Annotated in this window: 18 protein-coding genes and 1 rRNA gene; 4 read left to right on the forward strand and 15 right to left on the reverse strand. The window is 33.8% G+C overall.

All coding sequences use genetic code 11. From position 1 onward, the window contains the following. The first annotated feature begins 27 nt into the window (after nt 1-27). The gene (locus tag L1276_RS13190; protein WP_253788496.1) at nt 28-903 is read left to right on the forward strand and encodes a LysR substrate-binding domain-containing protein; all 876 of its coding nucleotides are present in this window, start codon (nt 28-30) and stop codon (nt 901-903) included. Between the two features lie 91 nt (nt 904-994). Here L1276_RS13190 and fsa read toward each other — a convergent pair whose 3' ends face one another. The 14 genes from fsa to L1276_RS13260 all read right to left on the reverse strand — a co-directional run bounded on the left by fsa (nt 995) and on the right by L1276_RS13260 (nt 18,132). Beyond that, nucleotides 995-1,651 carry a fructose-6-phosphate aldolase gene (gene fsa, locus L1276_RS13195; protein WP_253788498.1) on the reverse strand — a complete coding sequence of 219 codons (657 nt, stop codon included), beginning with the start codon at nt 1,649-1,651 and terminating at the stop codon, nt 995-997. Between the two features lie 421 nt (nt 1,652-2,072). Continuing rightward, on the reverse strand, nt 2,073-3,398 hold the full coding sequence (gene xylA, locus L1276_RS13200; RefSeq protein ID WP_253788500.1) for a xylose isomerase: 1,326 nt from the start codon (nt 3,396-3,398) through the stop codon (nt 2,073-2,075). Nucleotides 3,399-3,407: 9 nt separating this feature from the next. Continuing rightward, nucleotides 3,408-4,889, reverse strand: coding sequence for a xylulokinase (locus L1276_RS13205; RefSeq protein WP_253788502.1), 1,482 nt, complete (start codon nt 4,887-4,889; stop codon nt 3,408-3,410). A 2-nt stretch (nt 4,890-4,891) separates the two neighbouring features. Then, on the reverse strand, nt 4,892-5,899 hold the full coding sequence (locus tag L1276_RS13210; protein WP_253788504.1) for a GntR family transcriptional regulator: 1,008 nt from the start codon (nt 5,897-5,899) through the stop codon (nt 4,892-4,894). A gap of 446 nt (nt 5,900-6,345) precedes the next feature. Beyond that, on the reverse strand, nt 6,346-7,380 hold the full coding sequence (locus L1276_RS13215; protein ID WP_253788506.1) for a glycoside hydrolase family 43 protein: 1,035 nt from the start codon (nt 7,378-7,380) through the stop codon (nt 6,346-6,348). A 23-nt stretch (nt 7,381-7,403) separates the two neighbouring features. After that, nucleotides 7,404-8,837, reverse strand: coding sequence for an MFS transporter (locus tag L1276_RS13220; protein ID WP_253788508.1), 1,434 nt, complete (start codon nt 8,835-8,837; stop codon nt 7,404-7,406). A 255-nt stretch (nt 8,838-9,092) separates the two neighbouring features. Beyond that, nucleotides 9,093-10,202: an endo-1,4-beta-xylanase gene (locus tag L1276_RS13225; RefSeq protein ID WP_253788509.1), complete on the reverse strand. Its 1,110-nt coding sequence runs from the start codon at nt 10,200-10,202 to the stop codon at nt 9,093-9,095. Nucleotides 10,203-10,306: 104 nt separating this feature from the next. Continuing rightward, on the reverse strand, nt 10,307-11,470 hold the full coding sequence (uxuA, locus tag L1276_RS13230; protein WP_253788537.1) for a mannonate dehydratase: 1,164 nt from the start codon (nt 11,468-11,470) through the stop codon (nt 10,307-10,309). Between the two features lie 183 nt (nt 11,471-11,653). Continuing rightward, nucleotides 11,654-12,391, reverse strand: coding sequence for an SDR family NAD(P)-dependent oxidoreductase (locus L1276_RS13235; protein WP_253788511.1), 738 nt, complete (start codon nt 12,389-12,391; stop codon nt 11,654-11,656). A 167-nt stretch (nt 12,392-12,558) separates the two neighbouring features. Then, entirely contained in the window at nt 12,559-14,712 is a 2,154-nt protein-coding gene (locus tag L1276_RS13240) for an alpha-glucuronidase family glycosyl hydrolase (protein WP_253788513.1), read from the reverse strand. Nucleotides 14,713-14,991: 279 nt separating this feature from the next. Next, on the reverse strand, nt 14,992-15,534 hold the full coding sequence (locus L1276_RS13245) for a YbhB/YbcL family Raf kinase inhibitor-like protein (protein ID WP_253788515.1): 543 nt from the start codon (nt 15,532-15,534) through the stop codon (nt 14,992-14,994). A gap of 86 nt (nt 15,535-15,620) precedes the next feature. Continuing rightward, entirely contained in the window at nt 15,621-16,457 is an 837-nt protein-coding gene (locus L1276_RS13250; protein ID WP_253788517.1) for an AraC family transcriptional regulator, read from the reverse strand. Nucleotides 16,458-16,514: 57 nt separating this feature from the next. Further along, nucleotides 16,515-17,543, reverse strand: coding sequence for a LacI family DNA-binding transcriptional regulator (locus L1276_RS13255; protein ID WP_253788519.1), 1,029 nt, complete (start codon nt 17,541-17,543; stop codon nt 16,515-16,517). 142 nt (nt 17,544-17,685) lie between these two features. Next, nucleotides 17,686-18,132: a PepSY-like domain-containing protein gene (locus tag L1276_RS13260; protein WP_253788521.1), complete on the reverse strand. Its 447-nt coding sequence runs from the start codon at nt 18,130-18,132 to the stop codon at nt 17,686-17,688. A 299-nt stretch (nt 18,133-18,431) separates the two neighbouring features. Here L1276_RS13260 and L1276_RS13265 point away from each other — a divergent pair, with 299 nt between their 5' ends. The 3 genes from L1276_RS13265 (at nt 18,432) to L1276_RS13275 (ending at nt 22,705) form a co-directional block, all read left to right on the forward strand. Next, a complete protein-coding gene (locus L1276_RS13265) occupies nt 18,432-20,621 on the forward strand; it encodes a sensor histidine kinase (protein WP_253788523.1) in 2,190 nt (729 codons plus the stop codon). A 12-nt stretch (nt 20,622-20,633) separates the two neighbouring features. Beyond that, nucleotides 20,634-21,275, forward strand: coding sequence for a response regulator transcription factor (locus tag L1276_RS13270; protein WP_253788525.1), 642 nt, complete (start codon nt 20,634-20,636; stop codon nt 21,273-21,275). A 410-nt stretch (nt 21,276-21,685) separates the two neighbouring features. After that, a complete protein-coding gene (locus L1276_RS13275; RefSeq protein WP_253788527.1) occupies nt 21,686-22,705 on the forward strand; it encodes a proline-specific peptidase family protein in 1,020 nt (339 codons plus the stop codon). Between the two features lie 382 nt (nt 22,706-23,087). Here the strand turns inward: L1276_RS13275 and rrf are convergent. Then, nucleotides 23,088-23,175, reverse strand: a 5S ribosomal RNA gene (rrf, locus tag L1276_RS13280); the annotation flags it as partial.

A 23,175-nucleotide genomic window follows, 5' to 3' on the forward strand; every position in this document is an offset into this window, starting at 1 on the left:
AAATCAATCGATAAAACCGATTTAGAAATGGAACTCAGACAGCTCAAATATTTTCTTAAAGCTAAGGAATTATTGAATTTTACCGAAGCAGCTTCGGTACTTTTTATAAGTCAAAGTACTTTATCACAGCAAATTAAACAATTGGAAGATGAATTGCAAGTACCTCTTTTTAACCGAATTGGAAAACGAATTACACTTACAGAAGCCGGAAATTTATTTTCGGTTTATGCACAGCAGTCCATAAGCAAAGCTTCTGACGGACTTGAAGTATTAAAAGATTTAAATAATCTTGAAGCTGGAAAAATTGCTATCGGCGTAACATATGCTTTACGTCATGTGGTAACAAAAGCTTTGATTGTTTTTAGTTCTGAGTATCCTAAAATTCAATTCCAGATTGTTTTTGGAACTTCGCAGGAATTAATTCAAAAACTGAATCTTTTTGAACTGGATGTAATTTTGACTTTTGAAGAAATTGCTTCTGAAGCACATTTTAAATATCGGGAATTGTTTACTTCTCCAATGGCTTTGGTTACTTCATCTGAAACGCCGTTTATTCACAAAAAAAACATTTCTCTTGATGAGGTAAGTTCATTACCGCTTGCACTTCCGTCGAGTGGCTTTAGTACTACTCAATTTATCAATAAAGCTTTTGAAAAAAACAATTTAAATCCAAAAGTGACGATTGAGATCAATGATATTCCTACTTTACTGGAATTAATTAAAACTGGAAAGTGGCATACCATCTTAACAAAAACAACTATTGAAAACGAAAATGAGTTATTTGCAATCCCCATAAAAGGAGAAAATATGACCCGAACTGCAATGCTTATTTCTCTTAAAGAAGTGTACGAGAAAAAGGCGGTTATTGCATTTTTGAAAACTCTTATGAAGAATTTGAATTAGTTTAAAAAAAAATAAAAACTTAAAAAAAAATCCCCTCCAACAAACTTTGGAAGAGATTTCTAAAAGAATAAATGAATGAGCTTTAAATCAATTACAAATTCATTTTTTTAGCATCTTCAACAAATTGTTTTAAACCGATATCTGTCAAAGGATGTTTTAATAAACCTTTTATTGCCGAAAGAGGTCCAGTCATAACATCTGATCCAACTTTGGCACAATTTACAATATGCATAGTATGTCTTACTGAAGCAGATAATATTTGAGTTTGATAATCGTAATTGTCGTAGATTTCTCTAATTTCAGCAATTAAATGCATTCCATCTGTTGAAACATCATCGAGTCTTCCTAAAAATGGCGAAACATAAGCAGCTCCGGCTTTGGCAGCCAATAATGCCTGCCCTGCAGAAAACACTAAAGTCACATTGGTTTTAATGCCTTTAGACGAAAAATATTTACAGGCTTTTATACCATCGCCAATCATAGGCAGTTTCACTACAATCTGCGGATGCAAAGCAGCAAGCTCTTCTCCTTCTCTTATCATTCCGTCAAAATCGGTTGAGATTACTTCGGCAGAAACATCGCCGTCAACGATATTGCAAATGTCTAAATAATGTTTCAGGATATTATCCTTTCCGGTAATTCCTTCTTTTGCCATTAAAGACGGATTGGTGGTTACGCCGTCTAAAACGCCTAAAGCCTGTGCCTCTTCAATATCCTGAAGATTGGCAGTGTCAATAAAAAATTTCATGTTTTTTGGTTTAAGTTAAAAGTAATTTTGCGTAAAAAAACTTTGTCAAAGTTTTAAAATTTGACAAAGTTCTCAGTGTTGTAGTAAGTAAAAATGTGCATTTAGATCGATTTTGCTCTTCAAAAAACCTTCAATAAAAAAATCCTCACTTATTATTTTATCAAACTGACCTTTTCTGTTTCGATTTTAAAAAATAGTAACTAAACCTTCAATCTATTTTTATTAAATCTCAATGCGAAAAAAGCCATAATCTTAATACACATTTTCAAGTTTTTAATCTGAAGTAAGTTTTTAAAAATATTAACTTTTAACGGCTGTCATATTAAATTAAACTCTTTTAGATATTTGCCTCACTAACTATTTTGTAGAAACCTAACAGGTTTTCAAAACCTGTCAGGTTGGATATTACAATCTAAACCAATTAAATATATTGGTTGATGATGTTTTCGAACAATTCTTGTTTACCGCTTTGAAGATTTAATTCTCCATTTTCGTGAGCGATAGTATAAAGATCTTTAAGGTTTAATTTTCCGTCAGCAAAATCTTTACCTTTTCCAGAATCGAATGAGCTGTATCTTTCTGTTCTTAATTTTTCGTAAGGAGAAGAAGTGATAATTTTATCTGCAGTCAATAAAGCTCTTGCAAAAGTATCAGCACCGCCAATGTGCGCTAAGAAAACATCTTCTAAGTCTGTAGAATTTCTTCTGATTTTAGCATCGAAGTTAACTCCACCTCCTTGTAAACCGCCAGCTTTTAAGAAAACTAACATGGCTTCTGTAGTTTCTTGGATATTATTTGGGAACTGGTCTGTATCCCATCCGTTTTGATAATCTCCTCTGTTCGCATCAATACTTCCTAACATTCCTGCTTTTGCAGCCACTTCTAATTCATGTTGGAAAGTATGCTGCGCCAATGTAGCGTGATTTACTTCGATATTGATTTTAAAATCTTTGTCTAAACCATAATTTTTCAAGAATCCGATTGCTGTAGCCGAGTCAAAATCGTATTGGTGTTTTGATGGCTCCATTGGTTTTGGTTCGATAAAGAAAGTTCCTTTAAAACCTTGAGATCTTGCGTAGTCTCTAGACATTGCTAAGAATTGTGCCATGTGGTCTAATTCTCTTCCCATATCTGTGTTTAGTAAAGACATATAACCTTCTCTACCACCCCAGAATACATAGTTTTCTCCACCTAAAGCAATTGTTGCATCAAGCGCTAATTTTACTTGTCCGCCGGCTCTTGCCACTACATTAAAATCTGGATTTGTAGCCGCTCCATTCATGAATCTTGGGTTTGAAAAACAGTTTGAAGTTCCCCAAAGCAATTTAATTCCAGAATCTGCTTTTTTCTGTTTTAAGTAATCTGTAATAAAAGCCAAACGTTTTTCTGATTCTGCGAAAGTTGCTCCTTCAGCAATCAAATCGTAATCGTGGAAACAGAAATAATCAAATCCCATTTTGCTGATAAATTCAAAAGCAGCATCAGCTTTATCTTTTGCAGCCTGATACGGATCTGAAGACTGATCCCAAGCGAATTGCTGTGTACCTGGTCCGAATGGATCACTTCCTTGTCCGCAGAAAGTATGCCAATACGCAATAGCAAATTTAAAGTGCTCGCGCATTGTTTTTCCAGCTACAACTTGGTCTGGATTGTAATATTTAAATGCCAACGGATTATCAGATTCTTTTCCTTCAAATTTAATTTGGCCAATACCTTTGTAGTATTCTTTATCTCCTAAAACTATCATTTGATTTTTTTATTTATTTGTTAATATTAATTCTAATTCTTGTTTCCATTTTTTATATGCCGTTTCGTATTCCTCTTTATTTTTTAGAGGCAAAAAGGTCATTACGTGATCGTTTGTTGTAATTCCTGAACCAAATTTTTCAAAGTCACCATCTGTCAAGCCTACTGCTCTTGCTGCTCCTACTGCTCCGGTTGTATTGTAAATTTCAATTTCATGTCCAATTAATGTTGCAACTGTATTAGAGAAAATTTCGGAACGGAATAAATTATCATTTCCAGCTCTAATCACATTAATAGTTGCATTATCATCTTTTAGGCATTCCATTCCGTAAACAAAAGAAAATGCAATTGCTTCCAAAGATGCTCTGAATAAATGCGCGTTGGTATGAATATTAAAATTCAGGTTTAAAATATGTGATCCAATGTTTTTATTATTGAACATTCTTTCAGCACCATTTCCAAACGGAATGACAACCAATCCTTGCGAACCTACATTTATCTGAGATGCTTTTTCATTCATTTCTTCATAGGATTCATTTCCGATATTATTTCGCATCCATCGGTATTGGATTCCTGCTCCGTTTATATTCAGTAATTTTCCAACTCTCGGATTTGATTCCGCATAATTCACATGAACGAAGTTGTTTACACGAGTACTTTTTCCTGAATTTGTTTCTGTCACGGCATAGAAAACGCCCGAAGTCCCACCTGTTGCCGCAACTTCTCCCGGACGAAGCACGTTTAATGACAAAGCATTATTAGGCTGATCTCCCGCTCTGTACACAATCGGAATTCCTGCTGGCAATCCAGATTCTGCAGAAGCTTTTTCAGTAACAACCCCTTGATTCGTAAAATTCTCTACTATTTTTGGAGTTAATGCTGTATCAATTCCATAATATTCTAAAAGCCAGTCGGCTACTTTATTTTCTTTATAATCCCAAAGCATCCCTTCAGACAAACCATTTTTGGTTGTCGTTACTTCGCCTGTTAATTTCAAAGCAATGTAATCTCCCGGAAGCATGTATTTAGCAATTTTATTGTAAAGCTGAGGTTCGTTTTCTTTTACCCATTTCAGTTTCGAAGCGGTGAAATTCCCTGGCGAATTCAATAAATGCGACATGCATTTTTCTTCTCCAATTTCGGCGAAAGCGGTATTCCCAATTTCAACCGCACGGCTGTCGCACCAGATAATCGAATTTCGAAGTGCGTTTCCTGCTTCATCCACAACCACCAATCCGTGCATTTGGTACGAAATTCCAATTCCCTGAATTTTCGATGCATCAATATTAGCTTCTTTAATGGCTCTTTTCGTTGCCGTACAAATGTACTGCCACCAGATTTCAGGATCCTGTTCTGCCCAGTCCGGGTGAATCGAAAGGATTTCCATTTCGTTCTGCGGCTCATTCAGAACGATTACTTTTTTACCCGTTTCTGCTTCTACCAAGGCTGCCTTGACAGAAGAACTTCCAATATCATATCCGATATAATACATACTTACAATGATTCTCTTATTATTAATTTTGTTGGCACATAACACTGAGTATCTTCGTCATGCGTAATAAATGCCGCTGCTTTGGTTCCTAATTCTTTAAAATCAGTCGAAACAACTGAAATTCCTTTGTATATAAATTTCTTCATTGGCGTTTCATTGTATGATAAAAATCCAACGTCTTTTCCAGGCTCAAAATCTTTCTCTTTGCACTGCTCTAAAAAGTATCCCAAAATCCTGTCACTTACACTGATATAAGCTATTCCTTTCTCGATATTGAACTTTTTAGGATCTGTTACAATCTCATATTCAAAACTGAAATCAGCACAGAATTTCTTAAAAAACTCAACCGTTTCCTTTGGGTGATTTGTAAAGTCCGGATACACAAATTGTATTTTTTTATACTTTTTAAACAAATCAACTGCTTCTTTCAATGAGTTATAAAATGCCTTCCCAAAATCCTGAAAAACATAATTATTTGCTTTATCCGCCTGAATATTCCAGTCTATTAAAAGCAGTTTATCTTTTGAAATTGCCGACAAAGCCGGAGCAATTTCTTTGTGATCAAAATTCATTACCACGTACTTGTAATACTTCCCGATTCCGTTATTAATGATAGTTTTAAAAACATCAATATTATAATGATGAAACTGCACATCTGTAATCACATTATCCGGCAGATTATTGACAAATGAATGATACAAAACTTCTTTATATGCCTTAAAAGTGTCTAAAACTAAAAGCACTTTTCTTGTTTCGCCCGCCACATAATATCCTTTATTGGGTACAGATTCAATGGTATTCTGTTCTTTTAAAATCGTATACGCCTTAAAAACCGTGTCTCTCGAAAGCTGATATGTTTTGCAGATTACATTTACGGACGGAAGCAGATCTCCCTTTTGTAAAATGTTCTCGGCAATAGCATTCGTAATACCATCAACCAATTGCTGGTACTTCGGAATATCACTATCATGGTTAATTATAAACTCAAATTTTTCTTCTTCTTTTAGCATACCGTTCTGTTCCGTTCTGTTATGCTAAAGTAAATAATTGTATTCTATAAAAAAATACTTTTTGCATTTAAATTGTTAACTTTTTAAATCTGTTCCCACTTACTTTGGGTCTGCCCTTCGGGGGCTTTTATAAATATGGGAATAAATCTTCTATAAATATTTCTTACCGCTGGGACTATTATTTCAAACTTCTTCTGAGATCTAAAATTCCAGCGGAGCAGCTTTATACTGCCTATAAAAATATTTAACCCCTGCGGAGGCTCTTCCATCATGACCTCTAATTTTCTACCAATATGTCGTCGCGCTGGGATTTCTCAAATAGGATTCTCCAAATTCTAATAAGAAATAATAAAACGCTCAATAATCTCTCACACAAGAAATCAGCTCAAAAGACTCTACAATCTACACAACCGATTGTAATTTTTGATAAATTTTTTTATTTGAATTTAATCTATTGATCTTCTTATTCCGTAAGGATCAATAGTAACAATCGAACCATCTTCCAGATAATCAATTTTAGTTACTTTCATACTTCTTAAATGCGTTACACCTTTTGATAAACTTGAATCGTGATAAAACAAATACCATTCGTTTTCAACTTCACAAATAGAATGATGTGAAGTCCAGCCTACAACCGGATTCAAAATTCTTCCCTGATACGTAAACGGGCCATATGGATTATCGCCAATTGCATAACAAATAAAATGTGTGTCTCCTGTTGAATACGAGAAATAATATTTTCCGTTGTATTTATGAACCCATGAAGCTTCAAAAAAACGACGGTTATTATCGCCGGCTAAAATGATTTCTCCTTTTTCATCCAAAATTTTAATCTCTTTTGGTTCTTCCGCAAGCTCAAGCATATCTTCGCGAAGCAAAGCTACAATTGGCCCCAAAGCTGGTTCATTTTCAGAAGGCTCTTCATTATTCTGGTCGTATAAATTGTTTCTGTATTTCTGCAATTGTCCGCCCCAAATACCGCCAAAATATATATAATGTTTACCGTCTTCGTCTTCAAAAACCGCAGGATCAATACTGTAACTTCCTTTTATTGCATCTGGCTGAGGTGTAAAAGGCCCGGAAGGAGAATCGCTGATCGCTACTCCAATCTGGAAAATTCCGCTGGCACGTTTTGCAGGGAAGTACAAATAGTACTTTCCGTTTTTATGTGCTGCATCTGGCGCCCACATTTGTTTTTCGGCCCAGGCCACATCATTTACATGAAGCGCAACACCGTTATCTAATGCTTCTGATGAAATACTGTCCATAGAAAAAACATGATAATCTTCCATTCCAAAATGATCTCCGTTATCGTTAAACGGAATTCCGGCATCTATATCGTGCGACGGATAAATATAAATTTTACCATTAAATACATGCGCCGACGGATCGGCCGTGTAAATATGAGAAACTAAAGGCTTTGAAATCGCCAGTTCATTAATTTCATCGAAATTAATTTGTTCAATGCTGTCTTCAGGCATAGTGCTATCTTGGTTTTAAATAATTAAGCTCTTCTTTGTTTTAAATCGGTTTCGATCTGCACTTCCATTTGTTTATTGATTTTATACAAAAACAACAATCCGGCTCCTATTAAAAATGGAATTGCAGGAAAAATGCTGACTAATAATTTGATTCCGTTTATCGCAGTTTCGGTTTGCATGGCAGAATTTGGTACGTAATGGAAATATCCTAAAAACAGTGTCGTCAAGGCACCGCCAATACTTAATCCAGCCTTTAATCCTACCATCATGGCAGAGAAAATAATTGCCGTTGCACGGCGATTGTTCAGCCATTCAGAATAATCAGCAACATCGGCAATCATCGCCCAAAGAATTGGGATTGTAATTCCGTAGAAAAATCCGTGCAGAATTTGGGAGAAAAACATTAAGCGTACTGATGTTGACGGAAAGAAATAAAAAGCAATAATAAAAAGCGTTGAAATGAATAAAAACAACCCGAATATATTTCGCTTTCCGTATTTATCCGCAAGATTTTTAGACAGGGTGATTCCTACTATCATAAAAATAATACCGCCGGCATTAAACAATCCAAATCCTGCAGAAACGGGATCATTGCCAAAATGATTCAACCCAATAGTCGATAAAGTTTCTAAAATAGGCTGAATAAAAAGTGCTAACTGTTCTTTATCTACGTAATTTTCAAAATAGTAAACATAGGAACCGCCTTTCATTGCCAGTGTAATAAAAACCAAAGTGGTAAGCGAAAGCATGATAACCCAGGGTCTGTTTTTTACCAAATCGCTTAAATCTTCTTTAACACTTGATTTTTGTTCCGGCTTTGGAATGATTCTTTCTTTAGTTGTCAAAAATGTAATTAAAAGCATGATGGTTCCAATGACAGCTAAAACCGTCATTACTTTTTCTATACCAATTGCTTTGTCTCCGTTTCCGGCACTTTTTATAATTCCGAGCATAAATACCTGAACAAAAAACTGAGCAAACATAACCGCCACAAAACGATATGATGACATACTGTTTCTTTCGGACATATCTCCTGTAATTACACCGCTTAAAGCAGAATACGGAAGATTATTTCCGGCATAAAAAAGCAGCAATAAAGTATAAGTTACAACGGCATAAATTACTTTTCCTTTATAGGCGAAATCAGGAGTGGAAAATGCTAATAAAGCCACAACTCCAAGCGGAATTGCGGTTGCCAGAATCCACGGCCTGAATTTTCCCCATTTAGTTCTGGTTCTATCTGCCAAAACGCCAATAATGGGATTAAAAATAAAAGCGGCAACTAAACCCACAATCAGCATTATGATAGAAGAATCTGTTGGCGATAATCCGTAAATATCGGTGTAGAAATAAGCCAGATAAGTCATCAAAGTCTGAAAAACCAAATTGGCGGCCAAGTCTCCTAAGCTGTATCCAATTTTTTCTTTGATGGATAATTTTTGTGAAATGTTATTCATTTTGTGGTTTGTGGTTAGTTAGTTCCTGCAAGGTTTTCAAAACCTTGCAGGTTTAAAATTGTTTTTATAATGCTTTTCAAATATACCTGCAAGGTTTTGAAAACCTTGCAGGAAAGCGAAATACGATTAAAACAATCGGTTGTGTAAAATTATATAAAAAAACATATTACACAAATTTAGTTTGCTTTATTTCAATAATATTACAAAAAACAACCGTTTGCTTATAATAGTTTAATTCAAAGCTGTTTAAATACACTATTCTTCCGTTTTATTTAACTTTAAAATGCTATCGTAGGCAGGCTTGTGTCTCAAAGCTGCATCAAACGGAAGCGGATAGTTGGTTCTTCCTTTTATAGGCCAGTCATTTAACCATGATTGTCCATCATAAACTCCCCAAAAAGTTACTCTGCTTATTTTATCTTTATGCTTTAAAAATAGTTTAAAAATAGAAGCATATCGTTCTGCCAATTGCGTCTGAACAGAATCTGGCAATGCTTTGGGATACGGATTCATTTTGGCACTTCCTTCAAAATTCTGATTTACATCGGCACCTTTTAAATCCCATGGATTGGGCAAAACTGTAATATCCAATTCTGTAAAAGCAACTTTAATTCCTAATGCCGAATATTCTAAAATACTCTTTTCAATTTCTTCTATAGACGGACTTTTCAGTCTCCAATGTCCCTGAATACCAACACCGTCAACCTTTCCTCCTTCTGCTTTTATCTTTTTAATCAAAGCAACTGCTCCGGCTCTTTTTGCTGGTTCTTCAATATTATAATCATTGTAATATAAGTCTACTTTTGGATCTGCTTTTTGTGCCAGTTTAAAAGCATCAACAAGATACTTTTCACCCATCGTTTTCAAAAAAACAGATTCTCTCAAAGTTCCATCTTCGTTTAAAGCTTCATTAACAACATCCCACGAATTGATTCTACCTTTGTATTTTGAAACAATAGTGGTGATATGATCTTTCATAAACGCTTTCATTTCTGTACTGTCGGCAATTTTTTCCATCCATGGCGCTAATTGGCTGTGCCATATCAAAGTATGACCGTGAATAAACATTTTATTCTTTTCGCCATAAGCAACAAATTTATCCGCTAAAGTAAAATCATATTTATCTTTTTGCGGATGTGTGAACATCGATTTCATGATATTTTCTGCTGTAATCGCATTAAATTCTGTTCGAATTAATGAATCAACTTTTGCTTCTTTTTCTTCAATTTGGTCTGCACTTAAAGCAGTTCCAATATAAAAATCGTTTTTATAAGCCTCTTTTAAGGTGAGCGTTTCCTTGTTAGAAGAACAATTTACAAAAAACACGGTACTGATCGCCAGCAAATAAGGATTAATAAATTTCATATATTTTGGTTAAAAGTTAATAGCTGTTTTATTCTTCGAATGACAAACTGAACGTTTTATAGAATACCTAAAAGGTTTTAGAAAACTGTTAGAATACTTAACTTTTACAAATTCAATTTATAAGCAATTCCTATTTCTAAACCTCGTAATTCAGCAAGACCTTTTAATCTTCCTGTAAGGGAATAACCAGGATAGGTTTCTGTTTGTTCATCAACTCTATGGAGAAAACCATGATCAGGGCGCATTGGCAGACTTATCTTTGTTTCATTCATTAACAGCAATAATTTCTCGACAATAACTTCCATTTTTACATCGCCGTTTAAATGCTCTGATTCCCTGAAAATAGTTTCGCTTTCGCGGATGGTATTCCGAAGATGTAAAAAGTGGATTCTATCTCCAAAATCGTCTATAATTTTCTCGAGATTGTTTTTCGGATCGGCACTTAATGAACCTGTGCAATAACATAATCCATTTGCTATTGATGGAACGGCGTTAAAAATAGCTTTCAAATCGGCTTCGGTTGAAACAATCCTTGGAAGTCCTAAAACCGAAAACGGAGGGTCATCTGGATGAATGGCGAGTTTTGAACCTATTTCTTCTGCAACAGGAGCAACTTCTGATAAAAAATAAATCAGGTTTTCTCTTAGTTTTTGATTGTCAATTTTGGCATAATTTTCTAAAAGTGACAAAATCTGTTCTGCCGTAAAATTAATTTTACTTCCCGGAAGTCCCAACAAAACATTTTTAAACAACAATGCTTTTTCATCTTCAGACAATTGATTTCCAAACTGTACCGCTTCTTCTTTTTCATTATTTGAATAATCGTTTTCTGAATTTTGTCTTTGCAAAAGAAAAACATCAAAATAAGTAAAAGCATCCTGATTGTACAGCAACGCTTTACTTCCGTCTTCATTTATAAAATTATGATTGGTTCTTACCCAATCCAGAATCGGCATGAAATTATAGGTTATGATTTTGATACCGCATCCTGCGAGATTTCGTAAACTGATTTTATAATTTTCGATATATTGCAGATAATTTCCTGAAGCTCTTTTGATTTCTTCATGAACGGGAAGACTTTCGACCACAGTCCATTCCAGTCCGGAATTTCGAATAATTTCCTGTCTTTCTTTTATTGCTTCAATAGTCCAGATATCGCCAACCGGAATTTGATGCAATGCGGTTACAATTCCCGTTGCGCCAGCTTGTCGAATATCAATTAGTTTGACAGTATCGTTTGGCCCGAACCATCGCATGGCTTGCTGCATTTTTATCATACTTAACTTTTGTAAAAATTAATTAAACACATAGAAACATAGATTTATATTAACTCGAAAAAAGATTTTAAAAAGAAACTAGTTTCTAACACATAGTCTATGTGAGTTAATATAAGTGAACCACCTTTGCAGACAAAGAAAAACTATGTTTCTATGCGTTTAAATCCTTAAAAATTAAAACCCAATACTGTTTCCGCCATCAACTGGTAAGACAGTTCCTGTTGTATATTTTGATTCGCTTAAAGCGAAATAATAAACCGCATCTGCAATGTCCGAAGGCTCTCCTAAATACCCCATTGGCGTTCTTCCTAATACTTTACTTTTTCTTTCCGGATCATTATCTAAAGCTGTTGATGACATTTTGGTTTTAATAAATCCTGGAGCTATGCAATTTGCACGAATACCAAACGGAGCCAGTTCAACCGCCATGGCACGTGTCATAGATTCAATTGCGCCTTTGCTTGAAGAATACGCAATTACTTTTGGAATTCCGTATTGTGACGCCATCGAACTAATATTGATGATGCTTCCGCCTCCATTTTCTTTCATGTTTTTCACCACTTCTCTGCTTACAGCAAAAACGCTTAAAAGATTAGTATGAATTATCGTTAAGAAATCTTCATCTGTAACATCTGCAAATTCTTTTTTCATATTAATTCCGGCATTGTTTACCAAAATATCAATTGACCCATTTTTGGTAATATTTTCGATCATGGCAGGAATTCCTTTCAAATCATTTAAATCAAATATTACCGGAACAGCATTTTCTCCAATTTCTCTGCAGGCTTCTTCTGTTTTTTCTTTTGTTCTTCCAATAATGTAGGTTGTGATTCCATTGTCACATAATTTCTTTGCTGTTGCAAATCCTAAACCCGAATTTCCTCCGGTTACTATTGCTGTTTTTTTGCTCATAATTTTTAAAATATATTTTTAATACGCTGATGACACGGATTCGCTATTGCAAAGACGCAGAAAAAACCGATTTCTCAATAAAAAACATAAATAAAAAACCTGTGTAAATCAGCGTCTTCGCAATAGCGAATCCGTTTTATCCGTGTTACAATTACTCCATAATTTATTTAACCGTTTCCTGGTGCAAATGGGAATTTTAATGATTTAAAATACTCTAAAGTCTGCGTTGGTTTTTCAACTCCTGCAGGAAGTTCTTTTCCTGAAAATTGCTGAAAATACAATAAGCAGGCATCTCTCCACCATTTTGTTTCTTTATGCTGAATTTCTAATAACATTTTTACTTCGTTGAAACGTTCACTGTCCACATATTTTTCTGACTGATTCCAAACATTCTGCATCGCTGCAACCTGATTTACACCTTCCTGATATTTAAGCGAAAGTCCGTTCCAAAGCGTTTGTCCGTTTTTTAATTTATAATCCCATGAAACATGATGAAACCACAATAAATCTTGCTCTGGGCAGGTTGCTGGATTATCGAAAAGCTTCTCTATTTCTGGCGCATATTGCGAGACAGCATTTGTTCCCGATTTTGATCTGTCAAAACCAATTCCGTTTTTATCTGCTTTATGATAATAGGTGGGGTTCCATTCTGGTCTTGACAAATTAGAAACCCAGGGTCCCGGCCCGTAGTGATGTCCCGTATCCATAATATGATGTAAACCCAAAGGTGTCATATAATTGACAACGGCTTCACGGGATTCGATCATTATTTTTTTAACTGGTTTTATGAAATTTTCCTCGTTCGAAAATGTACATCTTAACCATTCGTCAGCAATTGTTTCCGAATCTAAATACGGATTCCATGCGAGTCTTCCGAAACCATACCAATTTGCCTGTAAAAAAGAATGTCCGGTCCAGTTTAAATCGTTACCTATATTGGCAACTCCGGCAATTCCGGTTAGTTTATTTTGGTATAAAGTACCGTCAATTACTTTAGCAATCGTTGAACCTTTTCCTTTTTGATATGTATCTGATTCTAAAACTTCCTGAAATAATTTCGGCAGAAAAACCAAATGTGTGCTGAAACCTAAATATTCCTGCGTGATTTGAAATTCCATCATCAAAGGCGTTTTTGGCATTGCTCCAAATAAAGGATGAAACGGTTCTCTAGGCTGAAAATCGATGGCACCGTTTTTCACCTGAACAATTACATTTTCTTTAAATTTTCCATCATACGGCTGAAATTCGGCATAAGCTTGTTTTGCCCGATCGTTTGCATCATGTTCTGAATATACAAATGCTCTCCACATAATTACACCTCCAAATGGAGCAACGGCATCAGCAAGCATATTTGCTCCATCAACATGATTTCTTCCATAGTTTTGCGGACCGGGCTGGCCTTCTGAATTGGCTTTTACCAAAAATCCTCCAAAATCTGGAATTCGTTTGTAAATTTCAGCTGCTTTATTTTTCCACCAATTCATCACTTCAGGATCTTTTGGATCGGCAGTTTTTAGGTTTCCTATTTCAATGGGTGCCGAAAATCTTGCAGTTAAATAAACCTTTATTCCGTAAGGTCTAAAAACACTGGCTAAAGCTGCTGCTTTTTCTAAATATTGCGGAGTTAAGATTAGAGCATTAGCATTTACATTGTTTAAAACCGTTCCGTTAATACCAATTGAGGCATTCGCTCTGGCGTAATCAACATAGCGTTGGTCTATAAAATCGGGTAATTTCTGCCAGTTCCATAAAGAAAAACCTGCGTAACCACGTTCTACTGTCCTATCAAGATTATCCCAATGATTTAAAACTCGGAGATTTATTTTTGGTGAATCGGTAATATTTAAATTTTTTATTGATTTATTAGTCTGAATCAAACTCAAAAAATTAAAAACACCGTACAGAACTGCAATTTCATTTTTACCTGAAATGATAAGCTGTTTTTTATTTTTAAAAAGGATTGATTTAATGATAAAACCTTCATTATTTATTTTGTCAAAATCGGGTTGCAAGGCTTTTTTTAAATCAGAATTTAAAGAATTTTGAGAACCTATAATCAGATTATTTTCTCCTTTTATTTCTGATCTAATTTCTAATTTATTTCCCAGCATACCCGCGATTGCGTCTTGTAATTCTTTTACAGCAATTTGAGAAGTTTGAGAATTTCCAAAAGAAATAATTCCCTGAATATTGCTTTTATATTCTGAAGCAATTACCGAATTATTTATTCTGTCATATTGAAGCCATAGCCTATAATCCTTTTGCGCTGAAGCCGAAAAGAAAATCGAAAGAAACAGGATTACAAATCTTACTGAAGTCATTTACTAATTAGTTTATTCTTAAACTTTCATTTTTACTGCATCATAATTTTACTTCTTAATAATACTATTTGATAAAATTTTAATTTAAAAAATACATTATTCTAAATAAAACAAGAAAAACAATCGGTTGCGTAAAAATATAGGATTGTTGTTTAAGAAAAAAATTTTAGTCCCCTTTTTTTCAAAAAATATATTTCTATAACAAATAAAAGCAGGATAATTATAAAAACTATCCTGCTTTAACGGGGTTCGATTTAGAGTTTAAAACTCTAAAATTTATTATCTCTTATAATAGGCTACGATACTCGCTTTTGCCAAAGTCTGGTTCCATAGATTAAATCCAACTACGGCCGGATTTGTATTTTCGTCAGTTCCCAGCTTATCCGTTTTTAGAGCATAAACGGTAATAATATATTGGTGATAACCGTGCCCAACTGGCGGGCATGGACCTCCAAAACCTTTAATTCCATAATCGGTTACACTTTGAATGGCACCTTTTGGAACAAAATTTTTAGTTCCTGCATTGCTAACCAATTCGTTTACATTTACCGGAATATCGAATACAACCCAATGCCAGAATCCGCTTCCTGTTGGCGCATCAGGATCATACATCGTTACGGCAAAACTTTTTGTTCCTTCGGGAGCATTTTTCCAGGATAACTGCGGAGACTGGTTTTCTCCTGAACAGCCAAACCCGTTGAATTCCTGATTTTTAGTGGTTTCTCCTCCTAAATCTTTACTGGTTAAAGTAAATGTTTTTTGTGCAAAAATCGATGTTGAAAAAATGGCTGATACTGCCAAAATTAAACTTAGCTTTTTCATTTTATCTGTTTTAAAATTTTAAGCAAAGTTAAATTTGGAACGGCTGAATAATTTTAGCTAAAAAGCCAAAAACTGTTGCTAAAAGTTCAAATCATTTTGTGCCTTTTTGGCGTAACACCGTATTTAGTTTTATAGGCCTGACTAAAACTGGAGAGGTTTTCGTAACCCGCTTCAAAATAAACTTCGGAAGGGCTTTTTTCCTGGCTCAGCAAATAACGGGCATATTCGAGTCTTTTGTTTTGAAACCATTTCATAGGCGATTCTGAATAGTGTTTCTCGAACTCTCTTTTAAAGGTCGAAACACTCATATTACACAAAAAAGCTAATTCTTTTAAGGTCAGTTTACTCAAATGACTGTTTTCGATAGTTCTAATAAATTTTTGAGAGGCATCGTCGCTGTTTGCAGTTAGGGAGTACAGAAAATCGGTTCCGTATTGAGCGGTTAAATAAAGCATTATTTCTTCAAACTTGACTTCGAGCAATTTTGACTGAACGGTTTTTGAAAGTTTAGAAATATCAGTTAAACTTTCTACAAAACGTTTCAGGAAATCATCATAATCAAAAGCATAAACTGATTTTGGGCTGATTGATTCTGATTTCTCCGAATCCATTTTTCTAATAAAATTATAAACCATTTCATTAGAAAAAAACAGCAGAATGCTTTTATAGCCAGAAGTTTCTGAAATCCTTTTTTCTGTCATTAAACAATTTCCAGATCGCATGATGATAAACTTAGAGGGTGTTATAGACAATTCTGTAGTATCAAAAATGACTTCTTTGGTTCCTTCAATCAAAAAACTAATTATATTTTGATTTAAGATAATCTGCTGTTTCGAAACGTCTTTAGAACTGCTGTAATCAACAACATGTACGTGTTGTGATTTTTCTAAATTCATTTCGTCTGGAAGTGTAATTGTTTTCATGAAAGTTCATGACTTATCAAACCAATGATAAGCCTTACTATTTAGAATGTTCTTGATTTATTTCTGAGTTGATTCTCTTGCGAGTACTTCAGTATTTAAAAATGTAATTTCTTTTGCATCATCATTTTTAGATGATTTCAAATTTTTGATGATAATTTCGGCAGCCGCTTTTCCCATTTTTTCGGCAGGATGCGTAATGGTAGACAAATTTGGATCTATAATTTGTGAGATCGGATCGTTATTAAAACCGATTACTTTAAATTCTTCCGGTACTTTTATACCTCGTTTTTTAGCCGTCTGAACGGCACTCACAGCCAAAATATCTCCGGGAGCAAATAATCCGTCCGGAACGGGTTTTAGATCAAATAAGGCATTGCTGGCTTTTACGCCATCTTCGTAGGTAACAGAATTTAGATTGATAATCAATTCTTCTTCAATTTCAATGTTATGATCTTTTAAGGCTTCGATGTAACCTCTTTTTCTTTCATTGTATAAATTCCCTAATTCTGAACCGGCTGTTAAATGAGCAATTCGGATACAACCCTGCTCAATAAGATGTTTTGTGGCTTTGTAGCCTGCAGTGTAATTGTCGATAACCACTCTAAAAGTATTGTAATTTTTTGGAACCCTGTCAACAAATACTAACGGAATATTATTGTTTGAAAATTGATGAAAATGTGCTGTATCTCTGGTTTCCATCGCTAAAGAGCAAATGACACCGCTTACACGATTGCTGTATAAAGATTTGGCCATATTAACTTCTTCTTCATACGAGTCATGCGACTGCATGATAATTACGGTATAATCTGATTTTTGAGCCGTAATTTCAATTCCGCTGATTAAGGAGGATAAAAACGGCTGTGTAACGGTGGGAATTAAAACTCCAATGGTTTTGGTTTTATTTCCGCGTAAACCTGCAGCTAAAGTATTGGGAACAAATCCCATTTCTTCGGCAGTTTTTTTCACTTTCTTTATCGTTTTATCACTAATAGTGTGATGATCTTTTAAAGCGCGTGAAATAGTTGATGTCGCCAAATTTAGACGCTCGGCAATATCGTAAATCGTTACGTGTTTATTCTCTTCCATGAAATAAAAAATAGAAATGTAAATATAAACTATTTTCGCACAAGATGTTCTTTCGTAAAAATTGGTGGTAAATAAAGTTCCTTCTACAGTCCGCCTTTTAAATTGTGGGATGTAGAAGGAAATTCATCTGTGCTGTAAATTATTATTTTTTAACATCGTTCTTTTTGTCTTTTAGAATTTTACCGTCTTTGGTAAATTCCAAATCAATTTTGTTTGTTAAATCGACATCCAAATCTTTGTGACCATAGTCGATGTGCGTTATTTTTTCATTTGGATGATTTTTGGCAACATACGCTTTGATATTATCCGGAATAAATGCGGTTGGAATTGGGTTGTCTCCGCCGTCAACTTCACGGTACGATCCGTCTTTCCAGAACTCTACTTCTGTTCCATCTTTTAGTTTTACTTCAAAACCTTTTTCTCCATGTTCTGCATCTTTTTTTGCGCTTTCGACAGTAGTACCACTAAAGTGTTTCTTTAAAAATTCCTGTGCCGGTTTTGGCAGTTCGGCTACTTCAATTTTCTTCTGCGCACTGGCCGAGATTGTTATTGTTAACAATGCTATGGCTAAAAATATTCTGTTCTTCATAATTGTTTATTTAAATATAGTCTCACTAATTTACTACAACAAAAAATGCATTCAAATTAATTTAAGAAACTTTTAGCCTTTAAAAATTAGACAATCAACTGATTTTCAATCAATTTAAAATCAGTTCAATTATATGATTATATCACAACTTTGTCCAAAAAAATTATTTTAAGAAACTATTATCTAATTGTTTTGTACTATTTTTACCTGTCCTTCAAAAAGCGGACGCACATATAAACCCAAGTTTACAAGGTTTTAAAATTACTCTAATTGAGGTTTAAAGTACTAAACCAAAACGTATGACAATCTGGTATGGAAGACTTTATTTACTGATCTTCATCTTTTTATCGTTCAATTTGCAAGCGCAGATTGAAAATAGAAAGACGACTTTTAGTGCTAAAAATTCTGTAGAAATCAAAGAGGATAAAAATACGCTCGCCCTTTACGATTTGTACAACAAAGGCGAAGAGAAAAAGGCATATAAAAAAGCGCATTCTATTTTAAAATCGGCCTCAAATCATAGATCTATTGCTCGTACTAATTTACTTCTTGCCTATTATTTTAATAAAAGAGCGATTATAGATTCTTCTATTTATTATACAAATCAGGCTTTAAAATTCAATACGGTTGTAAATGATTCTTTAAAAAACAGGCTTTTTTCACTGGGTTATAATTTACTGGCAATCAATTATAAGAAAAGAGGATTGCTGAACGAAAGCAAAAAATGGCATTTAAAAGGTATTGAAGCTTCTCAAAAATACAATGAAAAAAATCTTTATTATACGCACATACATGGTTTAGCCCAAACTTACAGTGAATTGGGCGATTATAACAATGCTCTTAAGTTATTTAAACAATGTCTTACCTGTAAAGATGATAACGAAATAATTCTGGGAAGTTATATTAATATTGGTGATATTTATTCGAGATTGAAGGATTATGAGAATGCCAATATCTTTTATAAAAAAGGGAAAATCATTTGCGAAAAAACGAATAATGACCAGGGACGCGTTATTGTTTTATTAGGTCTTGGTGAGAATTATCAATTGCAGAATAAACCTCAGGAAGCGTTAAAAATGTTCCAGGAAGCTCTTACAATTGCTGATAAAAGTGAGTTGAATCAATTGTCAATTGTTTCCCGCAGCAGTATTGGCAATACTTATATTTCGCTTAAAAAATATAACGAAGCAAAAATGATATTCTCTGAAGCACTTCAAAAATCGGTTTATTTTGGATTGCTTCAAAATCAAAGTTCTATTTATGATGAACTGCGAAAAATTGCTATTCAGCAGGAAGATTATAAAAATGCTTATTTGTTTTTTGAAAAAGCAGCCCGTATAAAAGATTCTATCAATAATCTTCAGAAAATAAAAGAAATTAATGAGTTAGAAGTCAAATATAAAACGACGCAGAAGCAAAAGGAAATTGAAGCGTTGAAATTTGAAAATGAAGCAAAAAAATTAACTTTGGCCAATCAGGAAGAAGCTATTAAAAACATGCTTCTGCAAGAGGAAATTTCTAAGAAAAACAATGAAAATACGATTTTAGCTTTTCAGAATTCATCTAATAAAAAACGAAATGAGATCTCTCTTTTAAAGAAAGATCAGCAGCTAAAAGCATTAGAAATCAATCAGCAAAAGAAAACTAAATTGTTTACAATAACTGCTTTTTTGATTTTATTACTGCCCCTTACAGGGCTTTTATTTCAATATTATAAGCGTTTTAAAGTACAGCATGTATTGAATATTAAACAGGCTGAAATAAGTTCGCAAAAAATTAACGGAATCCTGAAAGATCAGGAATTAGAATTAATTAAGGCTTCGATTAGCGGACAAGATAAGGAGAGACAGCGTATTTCTCAGGAACTGCACGATAGTATTGGCGGTAATTTGGCAGCTATAAAACTTCAGGTCAATCATTTGGATGTTTCTAATTTTTCGAATATTCAAAAAATAAGTCTGCAGCTGGACGAAACGTATCAGCAGGTTCGAAGTTTATCGCATACTTTGCTTCCGAAAAAATTCAGCCAAAATAAATTTTTAGAGGTGTTAGAATCGTATTTGAAAAATATCAGCGAAGCGAGCAAGGTTAAAATTTCTTTTATTCCTTATCCAAGGAAAGAAATTAATGAAATGGATGAAGATATTCAAATTGAAACTTTTAAAATAATTCAGGAACTTTTGACAAATACGATTAAACACGCAAATGCTTCGGAAGTTGAGATTCAATTGAATTTTATTGAAAATATTGTGAATCTTTTATTTGAAGATAATGGAATTGGTTTTGATGCTGCGAAACAATCTAAAGGTATTGGTTTTATTAATTTAGAAACCCGGATTAAAAAGTTAAATGGCTCTTTTTTTATTGATTCTAAACTGAAACGGGGCACAATTACGAATATTGAAATTCCGATTTTAGAGCCAAAATCAAAAAATAAAGTAAAGGGAATTGATTTAAAAAATCAGCTTGACGAATTAAAAAGCAACTAATATATTTGTTTAATGAAAAAAATTAACCTTCTTATTGCCGATGATCATACAATGTTTCTTCAGGGAATTATGTCTTTATTGGAACAAGAACCAAATATTACAATTGTTGATAAGGCCATAAATGGAAATGAAGCGCTTGAAATTGTAAAAAAAGGTGGTATTGATTTTATTATTCTTGATGTAAGTATGCCGGAAATGGATGGTATCGAATTAAGCAAAATTTTGAAAAAAAACTATCCAAATGTGAAGATTTTAATTGTAAGCACGCACAGTAATGTGATGATTATTTCGAGATTAATTAGAATTGGCGTGAATGGATATTTATTAAAAAATGCTGAAAAGCAAGAGCTTTTAAAAGCAATATATACGATTGCTTCGGGTGAAAATTATTTTGCTGAAGAATTAGAAGAAAAATATCTTTCGAACAGTTCTAAAATCGAAAAACAGGTTTCGAATTTAACGGAATTAAGTTCTCGTGAAAAAGAAATTTTGGTTTTGATTGCTCACGAATACAATACGGCTGAAATTGCCGAAAAAACATATATAAGTTTAAATACTGTAAATACACACCGCCGTAATTTATTATCTAAACTGAATGCGAAAAATACGGCAGGTCTTGTAAAGTACGCGGTTGAAAATGGTTTGGTCGACTAATTAAAATCCTTTTCCTCTCCTATGGTCTGAAACTAATCCAAAAGTAGGCGTAAAACTGTTTACATTTTTCTGAAATTTAGGATCGATTTCAATTCCTAACCGAGTGAGGTTTCATTTGTAAAGCATCACTCCTGCTTTCACTCCAAACGAAATAATTCTAGGATTGCGGCCCGCCATTTTCCATATTTATAGTCAGAATCGTAATGTGTCTTTAATTTCATCCTATTTATGTGTTATAATTTGCAAATAGTATTTAAAATGCAAAACTATAATCACATTATTTTTATATATCACTATATAGTCGTTTTTAAGCACTCAACATTCAAAGCACTATACTAAAAAACTTACATTACAAAAGCTAACTGAACATTTAATTTGTAAATTAGTCTCAAACATTAAACACTAAATATATGCGCTGTATTATAATTCTTTGTAGTCTTTTACTTTTTACATCTTGCAAGAATGAAACTAATTGTAAGGTTTTATCAAACTATTTTACTTACAATCAGGAAAAAACAGAAACAGCAGGAGTAAAAATGATTCCAATAAAAACACCTGTAGGTGAATTTAAAGTATGGACAAAACGATTTGGAAATAATCCTAAAATCAAAGTCTTATTATTGCACGGTGGTCCAGCAATGACACATGAATATATGGAATGCTTTGAAACCTTTTTCCAAAGGGAAGGATTTGAATTTTATGAATACGATCAATTAGGTTCTTATTACAGTGATCAGCCAAAGGATAGTAGTTTATGGACAATTGACAGATTTGTTGATGAAGTAGAACAAGTAAGAAAAGCAATTAATGCTGATAAAGAAAATTTTTATGTTCTAGGGAATTCCTGGGGAGGTATTCTTGCTATGGAATATGCGCTGAAATATCAACAAAACATAAAAGGATTACTAATATCTAATATGATGGCAAGTGCTCCTGAATACGGAAAATATGCCGATGAAGTTTTAGCCAAACAAATGAAACCAGAAATTCTTGCAGAAATAAGAGCTTTAGAAGCCAAGAAGGATTTTAGTAATCCCAGATATATGAAATTACTACTTCCAAATTTTTACAAAGAACATTTATGCCGATTAAAAGAATGGCCAGATGGACTAAATCGTGCCAGCAAACATGCAAATGGAGAAATTTACACCTTAATGCAGGGGCCTAGTGAGTTTGGTATCAGCGGAAGATTGGCTAAATGGGATATTAAAAACAGACTGCATGAAATTACGATTCCCACACTTATGATTGGCGCAAAATATGATACAATGGATCCAAAAGCAATGGAAGAACAAAGTAAATTAGTTAAAAAAGGACGTTATTTATATTGTGCAAACGGAAGCCATTTAGCTATGTGGGACGATCAAAAAGTCTTTATGAACGGTGTAATTCAGTTTATAAATGATGTGGACAATCAAAAAATAGAATGAAACAAAAAAAATATAAAAAACTGATATAGAGAATGTTTTGAATAAAAAAATCTAAATTCCAAACTTGTTACAGTTCAATATTTACAATTATTTACTTCTGTTTGATATGCAAGAATACAAGGATATAAAATCTAAACCCGTGATTTAAAACTACACCCAATGAGCACAATATTTTATAAAAAAACTAATACCAAAATTAAATCCCGTAGTTTAAAATCACAGGAAGACATTGCATATTGATATGCAGGGATCACCGATAACCAGCCATGGGTATAGACCATTTATTTTGAAGTATAGAGTAAGCAAAAATTCTGTATCTAAATCCAAAAATGATTAAAAGCAAAAAAATCCCCATCAAATACATGATGAGGATTCTTCAAAAGAAAGGCGACGACATACTCTCCCACAATACTGCAGTACCATCTGCGCAGGCGGGCTTAACTACTCTGTTCGGGATGGGAAGAGGTGAG

The organism is Flavobacterium sp. HSC-32F16 (genome assembly GCF_024171645.1).
Lineage (GTDB): Bacteria > Bacteroidota > Bacteroidia > Flavobacteriales > Flavobacteriaceae > Flavobacterium.

What these genes read in the sequence shown, in the direction of transcription:
- L1276_RS13210 (WP_253788504.1), bottom strand. Translation starts at nt 5,899, where the DNA reads ATGCTAAAAGAAGAAGAAAAATTTGAGTTTATAATTAACCATGATAGT.
- L1276_RS13275 (WP_253788527.1), top strand. Translation starts at nt 21,686, where the DNA reads ATGCGCTGTATTATAATTCTTTGTAGTCTTTTACTTTTTACATCTTGC.
- L1276_RS13245 (WP_253788515.1), bottom strand. Translation starts at nt 15,534, where the DNA reads ATGAAAAAGCTAAGTTTAATTTTGGCAGTATCAGCCATTTTTTCAACA.
- L1276_RS13205 (WP_253788502.1), bottom strand. Translation starts at nt 4,889, where the DNA reads ATGTATTATATCGGATATGATATTGGAAGTTCTTCTGTCAAGGCAGCC.
- L1276_RS13235 (WP_253788511.1), bottom strand. Translation starts at nt 12,391, where the DNA reads ATGAGCAAAAAAACAGCAATAGTAACCGGAGGAAATTCGGGTTTAGGA.
- L1276_RS13220 (WP_253788508.1), bottom strand. Translation starts at nt 8,837, where the DNA reads ATGAATAACATTTCACAAAAATTATCCATCAAAGAAAAAATTGGATAC.
- L1276_RS13255 (WP_253788519.1), bottom strand. Translation starts at nt 17,543, where the DNA reads ATGGAAGAGAATAAACACGTAACGATTTACGATATTGCCGAGCGTCTA.
- L1276_RS13250 (WP_253788517.1), bottom strand. Translation starts at nt 16,457, where the DNA reads ATGAAAACAATTACACTTCCAGACGAAATGAATTTAGAAAAATCACAA.
- L1276_RS13270 (WP_253788525.1), top strand. Translation starts at nt 20,634, where the DNA reads ATGAAAAAAATTAACCTTCTTATTGCCGATGATCATACAATGTTTCTT.
- uxuA (WP_253788537.1), bottom strand. Translation starts at nt 11,470, where the DNA reads ATGCAGCAAGCCATGCGATGGTTCGGGCCAAACGATACTGTCAAACTA.
- L1276_RS13260 (WP_253788521.1), bottom strand. Translation starts at nt 18,132, where the DNA reads ATGAAGAACAGAATATTTTTAGCCATAGCATTGTTAACAATAACAATC.
- L1276_RS13265 (WP_253788523.1), top strand. Translation starts at nt 18,432, where the DNA reads ATGACAATCTGGTATGGAAGACTTTATTTACTGATCTTCATCTTTTTA.
- fsa (WP_253788498.1), bottom strand. Translation starts at nt 1,651, where the DNA reads ATGAAATTTTTTATTGACACTGCCAATCTTCAGGATATTGAAGAGGCA.
- L1276_RS13215 (WP_253788506.1), bottom strand. Translation starts at nt 7,380, where the DNA reads ATGCCTGAAGACAGCATTGAACAAATTAATTTCGATGAAATTAATGAA.
- L1276_RS13240 (WP_253788513.1), bottom strand. Translation starts at nt 14,712, where the DNA reads ATGACTTCAGTAAGATTTGTAATCCTGTTTCTTTCGATTTTCTTTTCG.
- xylA (WP_253788500.1), bottom strand. Translation starts at nt 3,398, where the DNA reads ATGATAGTTTTAGGAGATAAAGAATACTACAAAGGTATTGGCCAAATT.
- L1276_RS13225 (WP_253788509.1), bottom strand. Translation starts at nt 10,202, where the DNA reads ATGAAATTTATTAATCCTTATTTGCTGGCGATCAGTACCGTGTTTTTT.
- L1276_RS13190 (WP_253788496.1), top strand. Translation starts at nt 28, where the DNA reads ATGGAACTCAGACAGCTCAAATATTTTCTTAAAGCTAAGGAATTATTG.